General features: G+C 52.5%; 15 protein-coding genes. 10 read left to right on the forward strand and 5 right to left on the reverse strand.

Going from position 1 to position 20,282, the window contains the following annotated elements; genetic code table 11:
• Positions 1 to 15: 15 nt before the first annotated feature.
• The gene (locus HV037_RS15760) at positions 16 to 1,923 is read right to left on the reverse strand and encodes an ABC transporter ATP-binding protein (RefSeq protein ID WP_065554534.1); all 1,908 of its coding nucleotides are present in this window, start codon (positions 1,921 to 1,923) and stop codon (positions 16 to 18) included.
• A 12-nt stretch (positions 1,924 to 1,935) separates the two neighbouring features.
• Positions 1,936 to 4,044, reverse strand: a complete 2,109-nt coding sequence (rlmKL, locus tag HV037_RS15765) for a bifunctional 23S rRNA (guanine(2069)-N(7))-methyltransferase RlmK/23S rRNA (guanine(2445)-N(2))-methyltransferase RlmL (protein WP_016152475.1) — start codon at positions 4,042 to 4,044, stop codon at positions 1,936 to 1,938.
• A gap of 98 nt (positions 4,045 to 4,142) precedes the next feature.
• On the opposite strand from rlmKL, the gene HV037_RS15770 reads away from it, so the two are divergent.
• Positions 4,143 to 5,249 carry a YcbX family protein gene (locus HV037_RS15770; RefSeq protein WP_049271481.1) on the forward strand — a complete coding sequence of 369 codons (1,107 nt, stop codon included), beginning with the start codon at positions 4,143 to 4,145 and terminating at the stop codon, positions 5,247 to 5,249.
• Here the strand turns inward: HV037_RS15770 and zapC are convergent.
• Complete coding sequence (gene zapC / locus HV037_RS15775) at positions 5,246 to 5,788, reverse strand: cell division protein ZapC (RefSeq protein ID WP_016152473.1); 543 nt, start codon at positions 5,786 to 5,788, stop codon at positions 5,246 to 5,248. The genes HV037_RS15770 and zapC overlap by 4 nt on opposite strands.
• Positions 5,789 to 5,953: 165 nt before the next feature.
• The gene (gene pyrD / locus HV037_RS15780) at positions 5,954 to 6,964 is read right to left on the reverse strand and encodes a quinone-dependent dihydroorotate dehydrogenase (protein WP_016152472.1); all 1,011 of its coding nucleotides are present in this window, start codon (positions 6,962 to 6,964) and stop codon (positions 5,954 to 5,956) included.
• 242 nt (positions 6,965 to 7,206) lie between these two features.
• Between pyrD and ssuE the strand changes: the two genes are divergently transcribed.
• The 5 genes from ssuE to ssuB are packed head-to-tail and all read left to right on the forward strand — an operon-like array spanning position 7,207 to position 11,458.
• Positions 7,207 to 7,782, forward strand: coding sequence for an NADPH-dependent FMN reductase (gene ssuE, locus HV037_RS15785; protein ID WP_016152471.1), 576 nt, complete (start codon positions 7,207 to 7,209; stop codon positions 7,780 to 7,782).
• Positions 7,775 to 8,749, forward strand: coding sequence for a sulfonate ABC transporter substrate-binding protein (locus tag HV037_RS15790; protein WP_103283680.1), 975 nt, complete (start codon positions 7,775 to 7,777; stop codon positions 8,747 to 8,749). Before ssuE ends, HV037_RS15790 begins: the two co-directional genes overlap by 8 nt.
• The gene (gene ssuD / locus HV037_RS15795) at positions 8,746 to 9,891 is read left to right on the forward strand and encodes an FMNH2-dependent alkanesulfonate monooxygenase (RefSeq protein WP_103283679.1); all 1,146 of its coding nucleotides are present in this window, start codon (positions 8,746 to 8,748) and stop codon (positions 9,889 to 9,891) included. Before HV037_RS15790 ends, ssuD begins: the two co-directional genes overlap by 4 nt.
• Before the next feature lie 11 nt (positions 9,892 to 9,902).
• Positions 9,903 to 10,694 carry an aliphatic sulfonate ABC transporter permease SsuC gene (ssuC, locus tag HV037_RS15800; protein WP_016156130.1) on the forward strand — a complete coding sequence of 264 codons (792 nt, stop codon included), beginning with the start codon at positions 9,903 to 9,905 and terminating at the stop codon, positions 10,692 to 10,694.
• Positions 10,691 to 11,458: an aliphatic sulfonates ABC transporter ATP-binding protein gene (ssuB, locus tag HV037_RS15805; protein ID WP_016152467.1), complete on the forward strand. Its 768-nt coding sequence runs from the start codon at positions 10,691 to 10,693 to the stop codon at positions 11,456 to 11,458. Before ssuC ends, ssuB begins: the two co-directional genes overlap by 4 nt.
• Positions 11,459 to 11,561: 103 nt before the next feature.
• On the opposite strand, the gene pepN is transcribed toward ssuB, so the two are convergent.
• A complete protein-coding gene (gene pepN / locus HV037_RS15810; RefSeq protein WP_019076406.1) occupies positions 11,562 to 14,174 on the reverse strand; it encodes an aminopeptidase N in 2,613 nt (870 codons plus the stop codon).
• Between the two features lie 265 nt (positions 14,175 to 14,439).
• Here pepN and pncB point away from each other — a divergent pair, with 265 nt between their 5' ends.
• The 4 genes from pncB (at position 14,440) to aspC (ending at position 20,260) form a co-directional block, all read left to right on the forward strand.
• Positions 14,440 to 15,642: a nicotinate phosphoribosyltransferase gene (gene pncB / locus HV037_RS15815; protein WP_103283678.1), complete on the forward strand. Its 1,203-nt coding sequence runs from the start codon at positions 14,440 to 14,442 to the stop codon at positions 15,640 to 15,642.
• A 166-nt stretch (positions 15,643 to 15,808) separates the two neighbouring features.
• Complete coding sequence (gene asnS / locus HV037_RS15820; protein WP_016152464.1) at positions 15,809 to 17,209, forward strand: asparagine--tRNA ligase; 1,401 nt, start codon at positions 15,809 to 15,811, stop codon at positions 17,207 to 17,209.
• 600 nt (positions 17,210 to 17,809) lie between these two features.
• The gene (ompF, locus tag HV037_RS15825) at positions 17,810 to 18,886 is read left to right on the forward strand and encodes a porin OmpF (RefSeq protein ID WP_016156126.1); all 1,077 of its coding nucleotides are present in this window, start codon (positions 17,810 to 17,812) and stop codon (positions 18,884 to 18,886) included.
• Between the two features lie 183 nt (positions 18,887 to 19,069).
• Positions 19,070 to 20,260 carry an aspartate transaminase gene (gene aspC, locus HV037_RS15830; protein WP_016152462.1) on the forward strand — a complete coding sequence of 397 codons (1,191 nt, stop codon included), beginning with the start codon at positions 19,070 to 19,072 and terminating at the stop codon, positions 20,258 to 20,260.
• Positions 20,261 to 20,282: the final 22 nt, after the last annotated feature.

A 20,282-nucleotide genomic window follows, 5' to 3' on the forward strand; every position in this document is an offset into this window, starting at 1 on the left:
ATGTGCTCCTTTAAATTATGCGCCGTTCTTCAAAGACTCAAGATACTCCCAGCGCTCAAAGGCTTGCTCAAGTTCTTGTTCAGCTTCGTTCAGATTAGCTAATACCTGTTGCGTTTGCTCATGCGGCTGACTGAAAAAAGCGGCGTCAGCTACCTGAGCTTGTAATGCTTCCAGTTTAGCTTCCAGTTCTTCAAGCAGCGCGGGGAGCAGCTCCAGTTCGCGCTGCAGTTTATAGCTTAGTTTGCTCGTGCTGCGTTTGACAATTTCTGCTTTAGGAGCAACGGTTTCCTCTGTTTTTTTCGCAACTGGCTGTTTAAACGCCACATACTGCGATTGCTGGCTGCGGGCATCATGATAACCGCCGACATAACGACCAATTTTACCGCCGCCTTCGAAGATCCAGCATTCGGTGACGGTATTATCCACAAACTGACGGTCGTGGCTCACCAGCAGCACGGTGCCCTGGTAGCTATCAATCAGCTCTTCAAGCAGTTCCAGCGTTTCGACGTCCAGATCGTTCGTTGGTTCATCGAGAATCAAAAGATTACTGGGTTTGAGAAAAAGACGCGCCAGCAGTAGGCGATTGCGTTCCCCACCAGAGAGCGCACGTACTGGCGTCATCGCCCGTTTCGGATGGAACAGGAAATCCTGGAGATAGCCCAGCACATGGCGAGGTTTACCGTTAACCAGCACCTCTTGCTTACCCTCAGCAAGGTTGTCCATCACGGTTTTATCCGGATCCAGTTCGGCGCGGTGCTGATCGAAATACGCCACTTCCAGCTTCGTGCCGACGTGAATGCGTCCGCTATCAGCCTGAAGCTGACCTAACATTAGCTTCAGCAGCGTTGTTTTACCGCAGCCGTTAGGTCCAATTAGCGCAATCTTGTCGCTACGTTGCACCTGCGCGGAGAAATCTTTTACCAGTTGCTTTCCATCAACCTGGTAATCAACATTCTCCATTTCGAAGACAATCTTGCCAGAACGGCTCGCCTCTTCGACCTGCATCTTCGCCGTGCCCATCACTTCGCGACGTTCGCCACGCTCGCGACGCATGGCTTTCAGTGCCCGCACGCGGCCTTCATTACGGGTACGACGCGCTTTGATGCCCTGACGGATCCAGACTTCTTCCTGCGCCAGCTTGCGATCAAATTCCGCATTTTGGAGATCTTCCACCCGCAGCGATTCTTCTTTATCCAGCAGATACTGATCGTAGTTCCCCGGATAGGTCACCAGCTTGCCACGGTCGAGATCAACAATACGCGTCGCCATATTGCGAATAAATGAACGGTCGTGGGAAATGAAAATAATTGTCCCATTGAAGGATTTCAGGAACCCTTCCAGCCAGTCGATAGTTTCAATATCCAGGTGGTTAGTTGGTTCATCCAGCAGCAGTACGCGCGGGTTGCTCACTAACGCGCGGCCCAGCGCCGCCTTACGCAGCCAGCCGCCCGAAAGCGAAGAAAGCGCGGCGTTAGGATCCAGTCCCAGTTGCGCCAGCACTTCATTAATGCGGCTTTCGAGCTGCCACAGATTATGGTGATCGAGCATTTCCTGAACCCGCGCCATTTCATTCAGGTTTCTGTCGCTGGGATCGGTCATCACCAGGCGCGAAATATCGTGATAACGCTTCAGATATTCAGCCTGTTCCTCAATACCTTCAGCAACGAAGTCATAGACGCTGCCCTCAACATTACGCGGCGGATCCTGCTGCAGACGCGCCACAACCAGGTCCTGCTCATAAATAATACGCCCGTCGTCAAGACCCTGTTCACGGTTGAGGATCTTCATCAGCGTCGACTTACCTGCGCCATTACGGCCAACCAGACAGACGCGTTCGTTATCTTCGATATGCAGTTCTGCATTATCAAGAAGCGGCGCATCGCTGAACGACAGCCATGCACCATGCATACTGATCAATGACATTTATTTATCCTTTCAGGCTGCGGTAATCAGCCAGCAATTGTGGATCTGACGGTTACGGGCGAAGTCCTGGGAAAGCGTTTTTTGGGTGATTTCTTGTGCTTTTAATCCCAGTTCAGCCAGACCGTCGAGATCCATACGGAACCCACGCTTGTTGTTGGAGAACATGATCGTGCCGTCTTTACGCAGCAGACGTTTCAGATCTTTCATCAGCGCCAGATGATCGCGCTGTACATCAAACGAGTCTTCCATACGTTTTGAGTTAGAGAACGTCGGCGGATCGATGAAAATCAGATCAAACTGTTCATTGGCATCGCGCAGCCAGCCCAGGCAATCGGCCTGAATTAAACGGTGAGCGCGACCACTCAAGCCGTTCAGCCGCAGGTTACGCTCAGCCCACTCCAGGTAAGTACGCGACATATCAACCGTCGTGGTGCTACGCGCACCGCCCAGTCCGGCATGAACGCTGGCACTGCCGGTGTAGGAGAACAGGTTAAGGAAATCCTTACCTTTACTCATCTGGCCCAGCATGCGGCGCGCAATACGGTGATCGAGGAACAAACCGGTATCAAGATAGTCTGTCAGGTTGACCCACAGGCGCGCGTTGTACTCGCTTACCTCAATGAATTCACCCTTCTCATTCATCTTCTGATACTGGTTCTTCCCTTTCTGGCGCTCACGGGTTTTCAGCACCAGTTTATTTGGCGCGATTTCCAGGACCGACAGCGTTGCGGCAATGATATCGAACAGACGTTGACGTGCTTTTTGCGCATCGACCGTCTTCGGCGGAGCGTATTCCTGAACCACGACCCACTCACCGTAACGGTCCACTGCAACGTTGTATTCCGGCAGGTCAGCATCATACAGGCGATAGCATTCAATTCCTTCCTGACGAGCCCATTTTTCCAGCTTCTTGATATTCTTGCGCAGGCGGTTGGCATAATCTTCCGCGACCGTGGCTGGCTTGCTGTCCGCAGTGGTCTCTGCAACGTGATAGTTTTTCTGTACGCAATCCAGCGGACCGTTTTTCGCTTTGAACTGCTTATCAGCACGCAATTGCAGGCTGCTGAGCAAATCCGGAGAGGCACTGAACAGCGACAAGTTCCAGCCGCCAAACTGGTTTTTCATCGTACGGCCCAGCAAGCTATGCAGGGCAATCAGCGCCGGTTCGCTATCCAGACGTTCGCCGTAGGGCGGGTTACTGATCACCGTACCATACGGTCCCTTCGGCAGTGGATTACTCAGTTTGGCGACATCTTTAACGTCAAATGTCATCAGATCGGCAATACCTGCGCGGCGGGCGTTACTACGCGCTTTTTCAATCACGCGCGCATCGCTGTCGGAGCCATAGAAGTGCGAAGTATAGTCAGCAAGCCCCTTACGCGCACGCACCTGAGCTTCGGCTTTAACCTCTTGCCAGACGGCTTCATCGTGCTGTGCCCAACCGCTAAAGCCCCAGTACCCGCGATGCAGGCCCGGCGCGCGATCGGTTGCCCACATCGCCGCTTCAATCAGCAGCGTGCCGGAGCCGCACATCGGATCGAGTAACGGTGTGCCCGGCTGCCAGCCAGAACGCATAACAATAGCGGCGGCCAGCGTCTCTTTAATCGGCGCCTGACCCGCGCGATCGCGATAACCGCGCTGATGCAAACCGTCACCGCTCAGATCGAGCGCAATGCTGGCGGTATCTTTGTTCAACCAGACATTGATTCGCAGATCCGGAGATTCACGATCCACATTCGGACGCGGCAGATTTTTGCGGGTAAAGGCATCGACAATCGCATCCTTGACCTTCAGCGCGCCGTACTGGCTGTTACGAATGGTCTCGTTCAGGCCGCTAAAATGGACGGCAAACGTAGCACCAGGATTAAATATCTCTGTCCAGTCGATTGCCTGAACGCCGAGGTACAGATCAAGATCGCTGTAGACCTTGCACTCTCCCATCGGCAGGATAATGCGCGAGGCCAGGCGGCTCCACATCAGGCTCTGGTAAACAAGCCGCGTGTCGCCCTTAAAATGGACCCCACCCTGAACGACCTGACACTCCAGCGCGCCGAGGTTTTCCAGTTCAGTTTTTAACAGCTCTTCCAGCCCACGGGCCGTACTGGCAAACAGAGAATTCATAATGTCACTTTTACTCCTAGAAAATTGCTGCGCATTATAGCTAATATGGGCTGTATGTCATAAAGTTGAAGGCTTATTTTCGTTCAAGGGGCTGTGCAGTGGTAACGTTGACCCGACTTTTTATTCATCCGGTGAAATCAATGCGTGGAATTGGACTCACGCACGCCCTGGCAGACGTGAGCGGTCTCGCCCTGGATCGTATATTTATGATTACCGAACCCGACGGGACGTTCATTACCGCCCGACAGTTCCCGCAAATGGTCCGCTTTACCCCTTCCCCTTTCCACGATGGACTTCATCTCACGGCTCCAGACGGCAGCAGCGCGCTCGTGCGATTCGCAGACTTCGCCACCCAGGATGCGCCGACTGAAGTGTGGGGAAATCATTTTACCGCGCGTATTGCGCCAGCGGCTATCAACCTGTGGCTGAGCGGCTTTTTCTCCCGTGACGTGCAGTTGCGCTGGGTGGGTCCGCAACTGACACGCCGGGTGAAGCGCCACGCTGATGTTCCTTTGTCCTTTGCCGATGGTTATCCCTACCTGCTGGCCAACGAAGCATCTCTGCGCGATGTGCAACAGCGCTGTCCGGCAGGCGTCAAAATGGAACAGTTTCGCCCCAATCTGGTGGTTTCGGGGGCTGACGCCTGGGCAGAAGACACCTGGAAAGTGATTCGCATTGGCGACGTCATTTTTGATGTGGCAAAACCCTGTAGCCGCTGCATTTTCACTACCGTTAGCCCAGAAAAAGGCCAGAAACATCCGTCTGGCGAGCCGCTCGCCACGCTGCAAACCTTCCGGACAGCGGTGGATAACGGCGACGTCGATTTCGGCCAGAATCTTATCGCACGCAACAGTGGCGTTATTCGCGTCGGCGATGAGGTAGAGATTTTGGCAACCGGTCCCGCCAGAGCTTACGGTGCGGCGGAGCCAGACGATACCGCACAGGAACAACAACCCGATGCCACGGTACTTATTGACTGGCAGGGCCAGACCTTTCGCGGAAATAATCAGCAGGTATTGCTTGAACAGTTGGAAAACCAGGGTATCAGGGTGCCCTATTCATGCCGGGCAGGAATTTGCGGATGCTGTCGAATTCGACTGTTGGAAGGCGAAGTTAGTCCGCTGAAAAAATCAGCGATTGGGGATGACGGGACGATTCTGTGCTGCAGTTGCGTTCCCAAAACGACAATCAGGCTGGAGAGTTAAACCGCCTGCTCAAGGCTGAAACTGTCGGCAATAACCTGCGGTTTCAGTCTGTCATTCATTATTTTAATCGCGTCGCCAAGCTGCATTGTGCGCCCGGCAATAACCACACCAGGTTGTGCAAGCAGACAAAGCGCGGCATTTTCACCCGGTTCAACCACTAACAGGTTTACCTGTTCATCCGTATCGCTTAAATCCACACAAGCAGCATCCCCCACGACTGGCGACCAGTTAATACCGTGTGCGACAAAGTGCCAGCTTTTTGGCATTTGCGGTTTAAGGTAACGAATCGCCACCAGCGCATTAAGCACCAGTTCCGCCTTTTGCTCTTTGGCTAAATCCAGGTAGCGACATTTTTCTTCAAACGAAAAATAAAGCGCGGCGTCATCAACACAAAAACCCGACGGAGAAAATGCATCTGGAGTGAGCATTTTACGAGCAAAACGCGAACGGAATAACATGCCATTGGCCAAATCGAGCATCATACGATCGTGCTCTTCATCATAATACCAGCGCCAGTTATCGTCGGGTTTAATTCGCATCAGTTTCTCTCCTTTCCTTAATCATCACCATTACGACAGTATCCTTTTGCCGCTTCGTTTATTGCCTTAATAATAAAAGCTCAGAATGTTTAAATAAGCAACAGTAAAGGAATATAAAACAACCAGGGCCAGAAATAAAGCCCTGGATTGTGATTAAGGTAGCATTCAGATATTGGTGACGATTTCTTTAATCAACGGTGGGCCTTTAAAAATAAAGCCCGAATAAATCTGTACCAAAGAAGCACCGGCAGCTATTTTCTCACGCGCCGCGATTACTGAGTCGATACCACCAACCCCAATAATCGGCAGCTGACCTTTTAATTCCTGAGACAACTGGCGAATAATTTCTGTACTTTTTAATTGTAACGGTCGACCGCTCAGGCCGCCCATTTGATCGCAATTTTTCATTCCCTGAACGAGAGAACGATCGAGAGTGGTGTTAGTCGCAATTACGCCATCAATATTATGACGAACTAAACTGTCAGCAACCTGGATCAGTTCTTCCACAGAAAGATCCGGGGCGATCTTAACCGCCACTGGAACATATTTATGGTGGATCGCTTGCAGATCATTTTGCTTATTTTTAATTGCTGTCAGAAGATCATCCAGCGCCTCACCATATTGCAGCGTACGTAATCCCGGCGTATTCGGTGAAGAGATATTAATCGCGATATAACCAGCATAAGCATAGACTTTTTCCATACAAATCAGATAGTCATCTTTGCCGTTCTCTACCGGAGTATCTTTATTCTTACCAATATTAATCCCCAGAATACCGTCAAAATGCGATTTTTTGACGTTCTCAACCAGGTTATCAACCCCTAGGTTATTAAACCCCATGCGGTTGATCAAACCCTCTGCATCGACCAGACGAAACAGACGTGGTTTATCATTACCCGGCTGAGGACGCGGCGTCACGGTACCAATCTCAATGGAACCAAATCCCATCGCGCCGAGCGCATCAATGCACTCCCCGTCTTTATCCAGTCCGGCAGCAAGCCCGAGTGGATTTTTAAACGTCAGCCCCATACAGGTAACCGGTTTTGCGGGTACTTTCTGGCGGACAAGCGCTTCGAGCGGCGTGCCGGTAATGCGACGTAATTGCTGAAATGTCAATTCATGAGCGCGCTCTGGATCGAGCTGGAAAAGGGCTTTACGAACGAAGGGGTAGTACATGAACTCTCCTGGATTCCCGGTGTGCAAACCGGGGGCGTATTATGTGCGATCGCGAGCAAAAAGGGAATTGACCTGCGGCAATAAATAGCAATCGTTTTCCTGCTTCCTTCTTTTTATTCATTTTTCAACTTTTCTATCCCGTATAAATCATTTCGATAAACAAAGTCTCTCTGCCAGACTGCACAAATTGTTATCAATGTTAATTAAAAGCAAACAATTGGTTATAAGGGGAGAATGAAATTATGCGCGTCATCACTCTGGCGGGAAGCCCACGCTTTCCCTCTCGCTCCAGCGCGTTACTGGAATATGCCCGAGAAAAATTGAACGGCCAGGATGTCGAAGTCTTTCACTGGAACCTGCACAACTTTGCCCCGGAAGACCTGATCTATGCCCGTTTTGACAGTCCGGCGCTGAAAACATTTATCGAACAACTGCAGGATGCTGACGGGCTGATTGTCGCAACGCCGGTCTACAAAGCCGCTTACTCTGGCGCACTGAAAACGCTGCTCGATCTGCTCCCCGAGCGGGCGCTGGAAGGAAAAGTGGTTTTGCCGCTGGCGACTGGCGGCAGTGTGGCGCATTTACTGGCCGTCGATTACGCGCTGAAACCGGTGCTGAGCGCGTTAAAGGCTCAGGAGATCCTGCACGGCGTGTTTGCCGATGATTCACAGGTCATCGATTATCAGCATAAACCGCAGTTTACGCCCAACCTGCAGCAGCGCCTGGACAGTGCGCTCGACACTTTCTGGCTGGCGTTGCATCGTCGCGATCTCCAACTCCCGCAACTGAACGCCCTGCGAGGTGCCGCCCATGCTTAATCTGCTCAAGCGTCACACCCCATGGCTGGCATTTACCGGGCTGCTGTCCCTGTCATCCTTGGCGCATGCCGCAGAATCGGCTCCGGATGCCCTGCGCATTGGCTACCAGAAAGGAAGCGTCAGCATGGTGCTGGCAAAAAGTCATCAGCTACTGGAGAAACGTTACCCACAGACCAAAATCTCGTGGATTGAGTTCCCGGCTGGACCGCAAATGCTGGAAGCACTCAATATCGGCAGTATCGATCTCGGCAGTACCGGTGACATTCCGCCAATTTTCGCCCAGGCCGCCGGAGCCGATCTGGTTTATGTGGGCGTCGAACCACCCAAACCGAAAGCCGAAGTGATTCTGGTGCCGAAAAATAGCCCGATCCAGAGCGTTGCGCAGCTCAAAGGGCATAAAGTCGCCTTCCAGAAAGGTTCCAGCGCCCACAATTTACTGCTCCGGGCGCTGCAACAGGCAGGGTTGAAATTTACCGATATTCAACCGACTTATCTGACCCCCGCCGATGCGCGAGCGGCCTTCCAGCAAGGAAACGTCGATGCGTGGGCTATCTGGGATCCTTACTATTCGGCCGCATTACTGCAAGGTGATGTGCGCGTGCTGAAAGATGGCTCAGACCTCAAGCAGACCGGTTCGTTTTATCTCGCTGCACGTCCTTATGCCGAAAAAAATAGCACTTTTGTTCTTGGCGTGCTGGATACCTTTAGCCAGGCGGATGCGTTAACTCTCAGCCAACGCCAGCAAAGCATTACTCTGCTGGCTAAAACCATGGGCCTGCCCGAGCCGGTAATTGCGTCTTATCTGGATCACCGTCCGCCAACCACCATTACGCCCGTCAGCGCCTCTGTTGCCGCCCTACAACAACAAACCGCCGATCTATTTTATGACAACCGTCTGGTGCCGAAAAAAATCGATATTCGCCAGCGTATCTGGCAACCCACTCAGCAGGCAGGAGAAAAATTATGAGTCTGAACATGTTCTGGTTTTTACCCACCCACGGTGACGGTCATTATCTGGGGACGGAAGAAGGTTCGCGCCCAGTCGATCACGGTTATTTGCAACAAATTGCGCAAACAGCCGATCGCCTGGGATTTACCGGCGTTCTGATCCCAACCGGTCGCTCCTGTGAAGATGCCTGGCTGGTCGCCGCGTCGATGATCCCGGTCACCCAGCGATTAAAGTTTCTGGTCGCGCTACGTCCAAGCGTAACCTCGCCGACGGTCGCCGCCCGCCAGGCCGCGACGCTCGACAGACTCTCTAACGGCCGGGCGTTGTTCAACCTGGTAACCGGCAGCGATCCACAAGAGCTAGCGGGTGACGGCGTGTTCCTTGATCACACCGAGCGCTATGAAACCTCTGCTGAATTCACTCAGGTCTGGCGGCGTTTGCTGCAAGGTGAAACCGTGGATTTCAACGGCAAACACATTCATGTCCGCGGCGCGAAACTGTTTTTCCCTCCTGTACAACAACCCCGGCCACCGCTTTATTTCGGCGGTTCGTCTGATGTCGCCCAAGATCTTGCTGCCGAGCAGGTTGATCTCTATCTGACCTGGGGCGAGCCGCCTGAACAGGTGAAAGAGAAGATTGAACAGGTGCGGGCCAAAGCGGCGGCGCTCGGGCGCAAGATCCGCTTTGGTATTCGTCTGCATGTGATCGTCCGGGAGACAACGCAAGAGGCGTGGCAGGCAGCGGATCGTCTGATAGCCCATCTGGATGACGACACCATTGCCAAAGCCCAGGCCGCCTTCTCAAGAACGGATTCGGTTGGTCAGCAGCGAATGGCTGCACTGCACAACGGTAAACGCGACAAACTGGAAATCAGCCCGAACCTGTGGGCAGGAGTAGGACTGGTGCGCGGTGGCGCGGGTACCGCGCTGGTCGGAGATGGTCCGACGGTCGCGGCGCGTATCAACGAGTATGCCGCACTGGGAATCGACAGTTTTGTGTTGTCCGGGTATCCACATCTGGAAGAGGCATACAAGGTTGGCGAGCTGCTGTTCCCACATCTGGATGTCGCTATACCAGAAATTCCGCAGCCGCAGCGCCAGCATCAACAAGGCGAAGCGGTGGCAAACGAATTTATCCCACGCAAAATCGCGCAAAGCTAAGGAGCCTGCTGATGGCAACGCCGAAAAACAGGTGGTTACTGCGCCTCGCGCCCTGGTTTTTACCGGTTGGGTTGGTCGCGCTCTGGCAGCTCGCATCATCAATGGGCTGGTTGTCCACCCGCATCCTGCCCTCTCCGGAGGGCGTTGTCGAAGCCTTCTGGACGCTTTCCGCCAGCGGCGAGCTTTGGCAGCATCTGGCGATCAGCTCCTGGCGCGCGCTGGTAGGCTTCTCCATCGGCGGATCGATTGGCCTGACGCTGGGACTGATTAGCGGTCTTTCGCGGTGGGGAGAACGCCTGCTGGATACTTCGGTGCAGATGCTGCGTAACGTGCCGCATCTGGCGCTGATCCCACTGGTGATTTTGTGGTTCGGCATTGATGAATCCGCCAAGATCTTTCTCGTCGCGCTGGGCACGCTTTTTCCGATTTACATCAACACCTGGCATGGGATCCGCAATATCGATCGCGGTCTGGTAGAGATGGCTCGCAGCTATGGGCTGTCTGGTTTTTCACTATTTATTCATGTGATCCTCCCCGGCGCCCTGCCCTCGATTATGGTTGGCGTGCGTTTTGCTCTCGGGCTGATGTGGTTGACGCTTATTGTCGCGGAAACCATTTCAGCCAATGCCGGCATTGGTTACCTGGCAATGAACGCCCGCGAATTTCTGCAAACCGATGTGGTCGTGGTGGCCATTATTCTCTACGCCCTGCTCGGCAAACTTGCCGACGTCAGCGCCCAATGGCTGGAGCGAATCTGGCTGCGCTGGAACCCGGCTTACCATGTGAAGGAGGCTACCGTATGAATACCGCTCGTTTGAACCAAGGCACGCCGCTTTTACTGAGTGCCGTGACGAAACAATACGCCGCCAATACGGTGCTCAATCAGTTAGATTTGCACATTCAGGCCGGACAGTTTGTTGCCGTGGTTGGCCGCAGCGGAGGAGGTAAAAGCACGTTGCTGCGTCTGCTGGCTGGGCTGGAGTCTCCCACCTCAGGTGCATTACTTGCCGGAACCACCCCGCTGGCAGAAATTCAGGAGGATACGCGAATGATGTTTCAGGATGCGCGTCTGCTACCCTGGAAGACGGTTATCGATAATGTGGGTCTGGGTCTGAAAGGTCACTGGCGCGATGCGGCCCGGGACGCGCTGGCCGCAGTTGGGCTGGAGAATCGTGCTCAGGAATGGCCTGCCGCCCTGTCCGGTGGACAAAAACAGCGCGTGGCCCTGGCGCGGGCATTAATTCATCGTCCCGGTCTGCTGCTGCTGGATGAACCCCTCGGTGCGCTGGATGCCTTAACCCGCCTTGAAATGCAGGAGCTGATTGTCTCTTTATGGCAAGAGCACGGCTTTACCGTACTGCTGGTCACCCATGACGTCAGTGAAGCGGTGGCAATGGCCGATCGCGTGTTGCTTATTGAAGATGGAAAAATCGGACTGGATTTAACGGTGGATATTGCGCGACCACGCCGGATTGGTTCGGTGCGTCTGGCAGAGCTGGAAGCAGAAGTGTTAAACCGGGTAATGCAGCGTAGCGAAACGGAACAGCCGATCCGCCGGCATGGATAAGCATTCAGAAAAATCAGGCCCAGTAAGCGCAAGCGCCACCGGGCCTTTTGCCGGATAGCGGCGTTACCGCCTAATCCGGCTTACAAAACGACAGGTCAACGTTTCAGGCTAACGCTTTGGTTACCTTCTCGAACAGATCGCCGGAGAGATTCTCCAGACCTTTCAGCTGTTCCAGCGCCGCGCGCATCTGCGTCTGACGTTTTGCATCATACCGTTTTAAGCGAATCAGCGGCTCAATCAGACGTGACGCCACCTGCGGGTTACGGCTATTGAGTTCAGTCAGCATGTCGACCAGGAACTGATAGCCGCTGCCATCTTCCGCATGGAATGCCGCCGGGTTGCTGCCAGCAAAGGCGCCAATCAGAGATCGGATTCGGTTCGGGTTACTCATACTGAAGGAACGGTGCTTCAGTAAGCCACGTACCGTTTCCAGCACGTTTCTCGCCGGGCTGGTGGATTGCAGGATAAACCATTTGTCCATCACCAGACCGTCATGATGCCACTTATCGTCATACTCCTGCATTAGCGTGTCGCGGCAAGGCAGTTGCGCCGCGACTGCCGCGGACAGCGCCGCCAGCGCATCGGTCATATTGTTTGCTTCACGGTACTGCTTGCTGACCAGCGTGTCGGCCAGATGGGTTTCGCCAAAGGCCAGGAAACGCAGGCAGGCATTACGTAGCGTACGCTTGCCAATATCGGCATGCTCAACGCGGTACTCATCAAGATGATTAGCGTTATAGATGGCGAGGAATTCATCCGCCAGTTCGGCCGCCAGCGTGCGAGTTAACGCTTCACGTACTTCCGTTATTGCCACCGGATCGATGATGTCGAACAGTTCAGCAATTTCATTCACCGAAGGCAGCGTCAGAATCTCTGCCGCCAGTGCCGGATCGATTTTCTCATCCAGCAAAATCGCCCGGAATGCATCGGCTACGTGTACCGGCAGCGACAGCGGCTGTCCCTGCTGATGGCGGGCTACGTTGAGCTTAATATAGGTCGCCAGCAAGCTTTGCGCCGCGTCCCAACGAGAGAAATCGTTACGCGCATGACGCATCAAGAAAGTCAGTTGCTGATCGCTCCATTTGTATTCCAGTTTTACCGGTGCGGAAAATTCGCACAGCAGTGCCGGAACCGGCTGGAAGTAGACGTTATCGAAGACAAACGTCTGCTCAGCCTGAGTGACATTGAGTACGGAATTCACCGGGTGCCCGCCTTTTTGCAGCGGGATCACTTTCCCTTGGTTGTCATACAACTCGAGGGCGAAAGGAATATGCAGCGGCTGTTTTTCGGCCTGATCCGGCGTGGCCGGCGTGCGCTGGCTGATAGTCAGCGTGTACTGCTCAGTGGATGGATTGTAGTCATCACGCACGGTCAGAATCGGCGTACCGGACTGACTGTACCAGCGGCGGAAATGCGATAGATCGACGTTGGACGCATCTTCCATCGCCTGCACGAAATCATCACAGGTTGCAGCGCTGCCGTCATGACGCTCAAAGTACAACTGCATCCCTTTCTGGAAGTTAGCCTCACCGAGCAGGGTGTGGATCATACGAATAACTTCAGCGCCCTTTTCGTACACGGTCAGGGTATAGAAGTTGTTCATTTCAATGACCATATCCGGACGGATAGGATGCGCCATTGGGCTGGCATCTTCGGCAAACTGCAGGCCGCGCATGGTGCGTACATTGCTGATCCGGTTTACCGCGCGTGAGCCGAGATCGGAACTGAACTCCTGATCGCGAAACACGGTTAGCCCCTCTTTCAGGCTCAACTGGAACCAGTCGCGACAGGTCACGCGGTTGCCGGTCCAGTTGTGGAAATATTCGTGACCGATGACGCGCTCAATATCGAGGTAGTCTTTGTCGGTGGCGGTATCGGTACGTGCCAGCACATATTTGGAGTTAAAGATGTTCAGACCTTTATTCTCCATCGCCCCCATGTTGAAGAAATCGACCGCGACAATCATATAAATGTCGAGGTCATATTCGAGGCCAAAGCGCTCTTCATCCCATTTCATGGAGTTTTTCAGCGAGGTCATCGCCCACGGCGCGCGGTCCAGGTTGCCGCGATCGACGTACAGTTCCAGCGCCACTTCACGCCCGGAACGGGTGGTAAAGGTGTCGCGCAGGACGTCGAAATCACCGGCTACCAGCGCAAACAGATAACACGGTTTCGGGAACGGATCCTGCCACTGTACCCAGTGACGACCATTTTCCAGTTCCCCCTGCGCCACGCGGTTACCGTTGGAGAGCAGGAACGGATATTGGGTTTTATCGGCGATAATTTTGGTGGTAAAACGCGCCAGGACATCCGGCCTGTCGAGATACCAGGTAATATGGCGAAACCCTTCCGCTTCACACTGGGTGCACAGCGCGTCGCCGGACTTGTACAGTCCTTCCAGCGCGGTATTGGCCGCCGGGCTAATTTCATTCACGATACGCAACGTGAAACGTTCTGGCAGTTGACTGATGACCAGAGCGCCCTCTTCTTCTTTATACTCTGCCCACGGCTCGTCGTTCACGTGGATCGACACCAGGGTCAGATCTTCGCCATTCAGGCGCAGGGGCGCATCGGACGCGCCATGACGGACAGCCTGGCTCACGGCGGTGACCACGGTTTTTTCAGCATCCAGGTCAAAGGTCAAGTCAATATCAGTAATCTGGTAATCCGGCGCACGATAGTCGTGACGGTATTTGGCTTGTGGCTGTTGTGTCATAAAAAACCTTTAGCATCTTTGGTAGAGTCTCGGCTTCAGTCTATTCCTGTTGCGTAAATCGCGCTACGCAGAATGTTCATCTTTTCAGGCACAAACACCCTTTTTGCTACATTTTTATAACACGCGGCACGAATTGCCCTCGACCAGAAAGACAGCTTATGGTGTGATCGGGGTTCAATAAATCGCTAAACAAGGTATACTCCAGCGGTTTTCTTAGTTGTTTATTGTACTAAACGCTCCCGTGAGAGGATGCTACTGCGCACCTATGACACAATTCGCTTCTCCTGTTCTGCACTCGCTGCTGGATACAGACGCTTATAAGTTGCATATGCAGCAAGCCGTTTTTCACCACTACTATGATGTACAAGTAGCGGCTGAATTTCGTTGCCGTGGCGATGACCTGCTCGGTATTTATGCCGATTCTATTCGTGAGCAGGTGAATGCTATGCAACACCTGCGACTGCAGGAGGACGAGTACCAGTGGCTCTCCGGCCTGCCTTTCTTTAAAGCTGATTACCTCACCTGGTTACGTGATTTCCGCTATAACCCGGAACAGGTTTGCGTCACCAATGATAACGGTAAGCTGAACATCCGCTTAACCGGGCCGTGGCGTGAAGTGATCATGTGGGAAGTCCCGCTGCTAGCGGTTATCAGCGAGATGGTACACCGTTACCGTTCGCCCGAATCAGGCGTCCCGCAGGCACTCGATGAGCTGGAAAGCAAACTAGTAGAATTCTCTGCTTTAACGAAAGATGTCGATATGTCCCGCTTTCATCTGATGGATTTCGGTACGCGTCGTCGTTTTTCACGTGAAGTACAGCAGGCTATTGTTAAACGCCTGCAGCGAGAGCCCTGGTTTGTCGGCACAAGTAACTACGATCTGGCCCGCCGCCTGTCATTAACCCCAATGGGCACGCAGGCGCATGAGTGGTTCCAGGCTCATCAGCAAATCAGCCCTGAGCTTGCCACCAGCCAGCGCGTTGCCCTGGCCGCCTGGTTAAATGAATATCCTGACCAACTCGGCATTGCGCTGACCGATTGCATCACCATGGATGCGTTTTTACGCGACTTTGGCGTCGAGTTTGCGACCCGCTATCAGGGTTTACGCCATGACTCAGGCGACCCGTTGGAATGGGGTGAAAAAGCCATCGCCCATTATGAAAAACTGGGCATTGATCCGCTGAGCAAAACGCTAGTGTTTTCAGATAACCTCGATTTGAAAAAAGCGATTGAGCTCTACCGCCACTTCTCTTCTCGTGTGCAGTTGAGTTTTGGTATTGGCACACGTTTAACCTGTGATATTCCCCAGGTTAAGCCGCTCAATATTGTAATCAAGCTGGTGGAATGTAACGGCAAACCCGTGGCGAAGTTATCTGATAGCCCGGGTAAAACCATCTGCCACGATAAAGCGTTCGTGCGCGCGCTACGCAAAGCCTTCGATTTGCCGCATATTAAAAAAGCCAGTTAAACCTTCCAGGGAGCCAGTTTGGCTCCCTTTTCACGTTAATTTCCGAAATCTTTCACTCCAGCTACGAATTCTGCTTGTCTGATTGCAGATGCCAGGTAACATAGGTATCCCCCCCATTACGGGTGGACATGTGTTTATATATCCGACTATTAACAGAGAGAATATTATGAGCGTTGTGCCTGTAGCCGACGTACTCCAGGGCCGCGTAGCCGTTGACAGCGAAGTCACCGTGCGCGGATGGGTGCGTACCCGCCGAGATTCAAAAGCTGGCATCTCCTTCCTCGCCGTTTATGACGGTTCCTGCTTTGATCCTGTACAGGCCGTCATCAATAATTCTCTGCCCAATTACAATCAGGACGTACTGCGCCTGACGACGGGTTGTTCAGTTATCGTAACGGGTAAAGTCGTTGCATCACCTGGACAAGGACAGAGCTTTGAAATTCAGGCCACTGAGGTTGAAGTAGCCGGCTGGGTTGAAGATCCTGATACCTATCCAATGGCGGCTAAGCGTCACAGCATTGAGTATCTGCGTGAAGTGGCGCACATGCGTCCACGTACCAACATGATTGGTGCCGTCGCGCGTGTACGTCATACGCTGGCGCAAGCGCTGCATCGCTTCTTCCACGAGCAGGGTTTCTTTTGGGTATCGACTCCGCTGATCACCGCTTCCGACACCGAAGGTGCCGGTGAAATGTTCCGCGTGTCTACGCTGGATCTGGAAAACCTGCCGCGTAACGATCAGGGCAAAGTCGATTTCGACAAAGACTTCTTTGGTAAAGAAGCTTTCCTGACCGTTTCTGGTCAGCTGAACGGCGAAACCTACGCCTGTGCTCTGTCCAAAATTTATACCTTTGGCCCGACGTTCCGTGCAGAAAACTCTAATACCAGTCGTCACCTGGCAGAGTTCTGGATGCTGGAACCGGAAGTGGCTTTCGCCGACCTGAACGATGTTGCAGGCCTGGCTGAAGCGATGCTGAAGTACGCGTTCAAAGCCGTACTGGCTGAGCGTGCGGATGATATGAAATTCTTCGCCGAACGTGTCGACAAAGACGCGATTTCACGCCTGGAACGTTTCATTGAGGCTGACTTCGCGCAGGTGGATTACACCGACGCGGTAAGCATTCTGGAAAAATGCGGCAAACAGTTCGAAAACCCGGTTTACTGGGGTGTGGATCTGTCTTCTGAGCACGAACGTTACCTTGCTGAAGAGCACTTTAAAGCGCCGGTCGTCGTTAAAAACTACCCGAAAGATATCAAAGCGTTTTATATGCGCCTTAACGAAGACGGTAAAACCGTTGCAGCAATGGACGTACTGGCTCCAGGAATCGGTGAAATCATCGGTGGTTCTCAGCGTGAAGAGCGTCTGGACGTACTGGATGCCCGTATGCTGGAAATGGGTCTGAACAAAGAAGATTACTGGTGGTATCGCGACCTGCGTCGCTACGGTACCGTTCCACATTCCGGCTTCGGTTTGGGCTTTGAGCGTTTGATCGCTTACGTTACCGGCGTGCAGAACGTCCGTGACGTTATTCCGTTCCCGCGTACCCCGCGTAACGCCACGTTCTAACCCTGCATTTTTGATACAAAAGCCAGCATTGCTGGCTTTTTTTGTCACCGCTTCACGTTTTGGGATCCCCCTCCCGCGTTTAACACAACCCTTCGCCTTCCCCCTTCCTGTTACGTAATATTTCACCGCAACATATTTGAACAAAAAATAATCAGCATTTTTATTGTGGATTAGCATTTTCTGATTAAATAGTACATTTTCTGACCATTTGCACGGCATTCCAGACGTCCAGAAATAGCCATCTGTAAAGCAGGAACTTTATGGCAGAACAGAGAAAAAAGGAGTTTATCTAAATTAAATATAAGAAAATCATATAAATAGAAATAGAAGCGGTGATTTTTAGCGTACGGACATCTGAAATTTGAAGTTGTTCACAAAGTTGCACAAAAATAACATTTTGTTACACACTTTTTCTTTTTGAAACCAAATCTTTATATTTGTAGCACTTTGACGGTAGCGAAACGATAGTTTGAATGGAAAGATGCCTGTCAGACACATAAAGACACCAAACTCTCATCAATAGTTCCGTAAATTTTTATTGACGGAAATTATTGGCGGCAGTGGCAGGTGTCATATAAAAACCGATGAGGGTAATAAATAATGATGAAGCGCAATATTCTGGCAGTGGTTATCCCTGCTCTGCTGGTAGCCGGGGCAGCTAACGCTGCAGAAATCTATAACAAAGATGGCAACAAAGTAGACCTGTACGGTAAAGCAGTAGGTCTGCACTATTTTTCCAAGCACAACGGTGACAATGCCTACGCACCTAATGGCGATCAGACTTACGCCCGTCTTGGTTTCAAAGGGGAAACTCAGATTAACGACCAACTGACCGGTTACGGCCAGTGGGAATACCAGTTCAGCGGCAATAACTCTGAAGGCGGTGATGATGCTCAGAATGGCAACAAAACCCGTCTGGCGTTTGCCGGTCTGAAATTTGGTGACGCAGGCTCCTTCGATTACGGTCGTAACTACGGCGTCGTTTACGATGCACTGGGTTACACCGATATGCTGCCAGAATTCGGTGGTGACACTGCTGCTTCCGACCAGTTCTTCTCCCAGCGTAACGGCGGTCTCGCAACTTACCGTAACTCTAACTTCTTCGGTTTGGTTGAAGGCCTGAACTTCGCTGTTCAGTACCTGGGCAAAAACGAGCGTGATGACGTTCGTCGCTCTAACGGTGATGGCGTTGGCGGCTCTGTTAGCTACGAATTCGAAGGTTTTGGTATCGTAGGTGCGTATGGTGCAGCTGATCGTACCGATGCCCAGCAAAACCCACTTCTGCGTGGCCACGGCGACAAAGCTGAGCAGTGGGCGACCGGCTTGAAATACGATGCTAACAACATCTACCTGGCGGCGAACTACAGCGAAACCCGTAACGCAACCCGTATCGCTAACGGTTATGCTAACAAAACTGAAGACGTCCTGTTGGTTGCTCAGTACCAGTTCGACTTCGGCCTGCGTCCGTCCCTCGCCTATACCAAATCTAAAGGTAAGGACATCGAAGGAATCGGCGACGTAGATCTGGTGAACTACTTCGAAGTGGGTGCGACTTACTACTTCAACAAAAACATGTCCACCTATGTTGATTACATCATCAACCAGATCGATTCTGACAACAAACTGGGCGTAGGCTCTGACGACACCGTTGCAGTGGGTATCGTTTACCAGTTCTAATAGCAGACCTCTTTGTTAAATGCCTAAAAAACAGGACTTCGGTCCTGTTTTTTTATCTCTGCTAGCGGATTCTTGCGTCTTAAAAAAACACCTCGGCTTTTCGTCAGTAACGGTTGGCATTTTGTAAATCTACCGTTAACCTGATAGCGGACTTCCCTTCTGTAATCACTATGGAACCTCGTCATGTTTGAGAACATTACTGCCGCTCCTGCCGACCCCATTTTGGGTCTGGCTGATTTGTTTCGTGCCGATGACCGCCCAGGAAAAATAAACCTTGGGATCGGTGTATATAAAGATGAGACAGGCAAAACGCCGGTACTGACCAGCGTTAAAAAAGCCGAGCAATATATACTGGAAAATGAAACCACCAAAAATTACCTTGGCATCGACGGTATTCCAGAGTTTGGCCGCTGCACTCAGGAATTACTGTTTGGTAAAGAAAGTTCGCTTATCAACGACAAACGTGCGCGTACAGCACAGACCCCTGGCGGCACTGGCGCACTGCGTGTGGCCGCTGATTTCCTGGCAAAAAACACCTCAGCTAAACGCGTATGGGTGAGCAATCCAAGCTGGCCAAACCATAAGAGCGTCTTTAACTCTGCCGGTCTGGAAGTTCGTGAATACAACTATTACGATGCCGCGAACCACTCATTAGACTTTGATGCGCTGCTGGCAAGCCTCAGCGAAGCGCAGGCTGGCGACGTGGTGTTATTCCACGGCTGCTGCCATAACCCAACCGGTATCGATCCTACGCTGGAGCAGTGGCAAACGCTGGCTCAGCTTTCTGTCGAAAAAGGTTGGTTGCCGCTGTTTGACTTCGCATACCAGGGCTTTGCCCGCGGTCTGGAAGAAGATGCAGAAGGTCTGCGCGCATTCGCTGCGCTGCACAAAGAGCTGATCGTCGCCAGCTCTTACTCCAAGAACTTTGGTCTGTACAATGAGCGCGTAGGCGCTTGTACTCTGGTTGCAGCCGATGCTGAAACCGTCGACCGCGCATTTAGCCAGATGAAATCCGTCATTCGTGCCAACTATTCCAACCCACCAGCACACGGTGCGTCGGTTGTGGCAACCATCCTGAGCAACGATGCCCTGCGCGCTATCTGGGAGCAGGAACTGACTGATATGCGTCAACGCATCCAACGCATGCGTTTGCTGTTTGTGAATACGCTGCAGGAGAAAGGTGCGAACCGAGACTTCAGCTTTATCATCAAACAGAACGGCATGTTCTCATTCAGCGGCCTGACCAAAGAGCAGGTTCTGCGTCTGCGTGAAGAGTTTGGTGTCTATGCCGTCGCTTCCGGACGTGTGAACGTAGCAGGAATGACGCCAGATAACATGGCGCCGCTGTGCGAAGCGATTGTCGCAGTACTGTAATCTATCGCGTACTAAAAAGGCC

This window comes from Citrobacter sp. RHBSTW-00017 (assembly GCF_013797615.1).
GTDB lineage: Bacteria > Pseudomonadota > Gammaproteobacteria > Enterobacterales > Enterobacteriaceae > Citrobacter > Citrobacter braakii.

Bases quoted from the DNA above. Each gene is read 5' to 3' on its own strand.
- HV037_RS15790 (WP_103283680.1), top strand. From the start codon at position 7,775: ATGCTTAATCTGCTCAAGCGTCACACCCCATGGCTGGCATTTACCGGG.
- ompF (WP_016156126.1), top strand. From the start codon at position 17,810: ATGATGAAGCGCAATATTCTGGCAGTGGTTATCCCTGCTCTGCTGGTA.
- pepN (WP_019076406.1), bottom strand. From the start codon at position 14,174: ATGACACAACAGCCACAAGCCAAATACCGTCACGACTATCGTGCGCCG.
- zapC (WP_016152473.1), bottom strand. From the start codon at position 5,788: ATGCGAATTAAACCCGACGATAACTGGCGCTGGTATTATGATGAAGAG.
- HV037_RS15760 (WP_065554534.1), bottom strand. From the start codon at position 1,923: ATGTCATTGATCAGTATGCATGGTGCATGGCTGTCGTTCAGCGATGCG.
- ssuB (WP_016152467.1), top strand. From the start codon at position 10,691: ATGAATACCGCTCGTTTGAACCAAGGCACGCCGCTTTTACTGAGTGCC.
- ssuD (WP_103283679.1), top strand. From the start codon at position 8,746: ATGAGTCTGAACATGTTCTGGTTTTTACCCACCCACGGTGACGGTCAT.
- ssuC (WP_016156130.1), top strand. From the start codon at position 9,903: ATGGCAACGCCGAAAAACAGGTGGTTACTGCGCCTCGCGCCCTGGTTT.
- rlmKL (WP_016152475.1), bottom strand. From the start codon at position 4,044: ATGAATTCTCTGTTTGCCAGTACGGCCCGTGGGCTGGAAGAGCTGTTA.
- asnS (WP_016152464.1), top strand. From the start codon at position 15,809: ATGAGCGTTGTGCCTGTAGCCGACGTACTCCAGGGCCGCGTAGCCGTT.
- pyrD (WP_016152472.1), bottom strand. From the start codon at position 6,964: ATGTACTACCCCTTCGTTCGTAAAGCCCTTTTCCAGCTCGATCCAGAG.
- pncB (WP_103283678.1), top strand. From the start codon at position 14,440: ATGACACAATTCGCTTCTCCTGTTCTGCACTCGCTGCTGGATACAGAC.
- ssuE (WP_016152471.1), top strand. From the start codon at position 7,207: ATGCGCGTCATCACTCTGGCGGGAAGCCCACGCTTTCCCTCTCGCTCC.
- aspC (WP_016152462.1), top strand. From the start codon at position 19,070: ATGTTTGAGAACATTACTGCCGCTCCTGCCGACCCCATTTTGGGTCTG.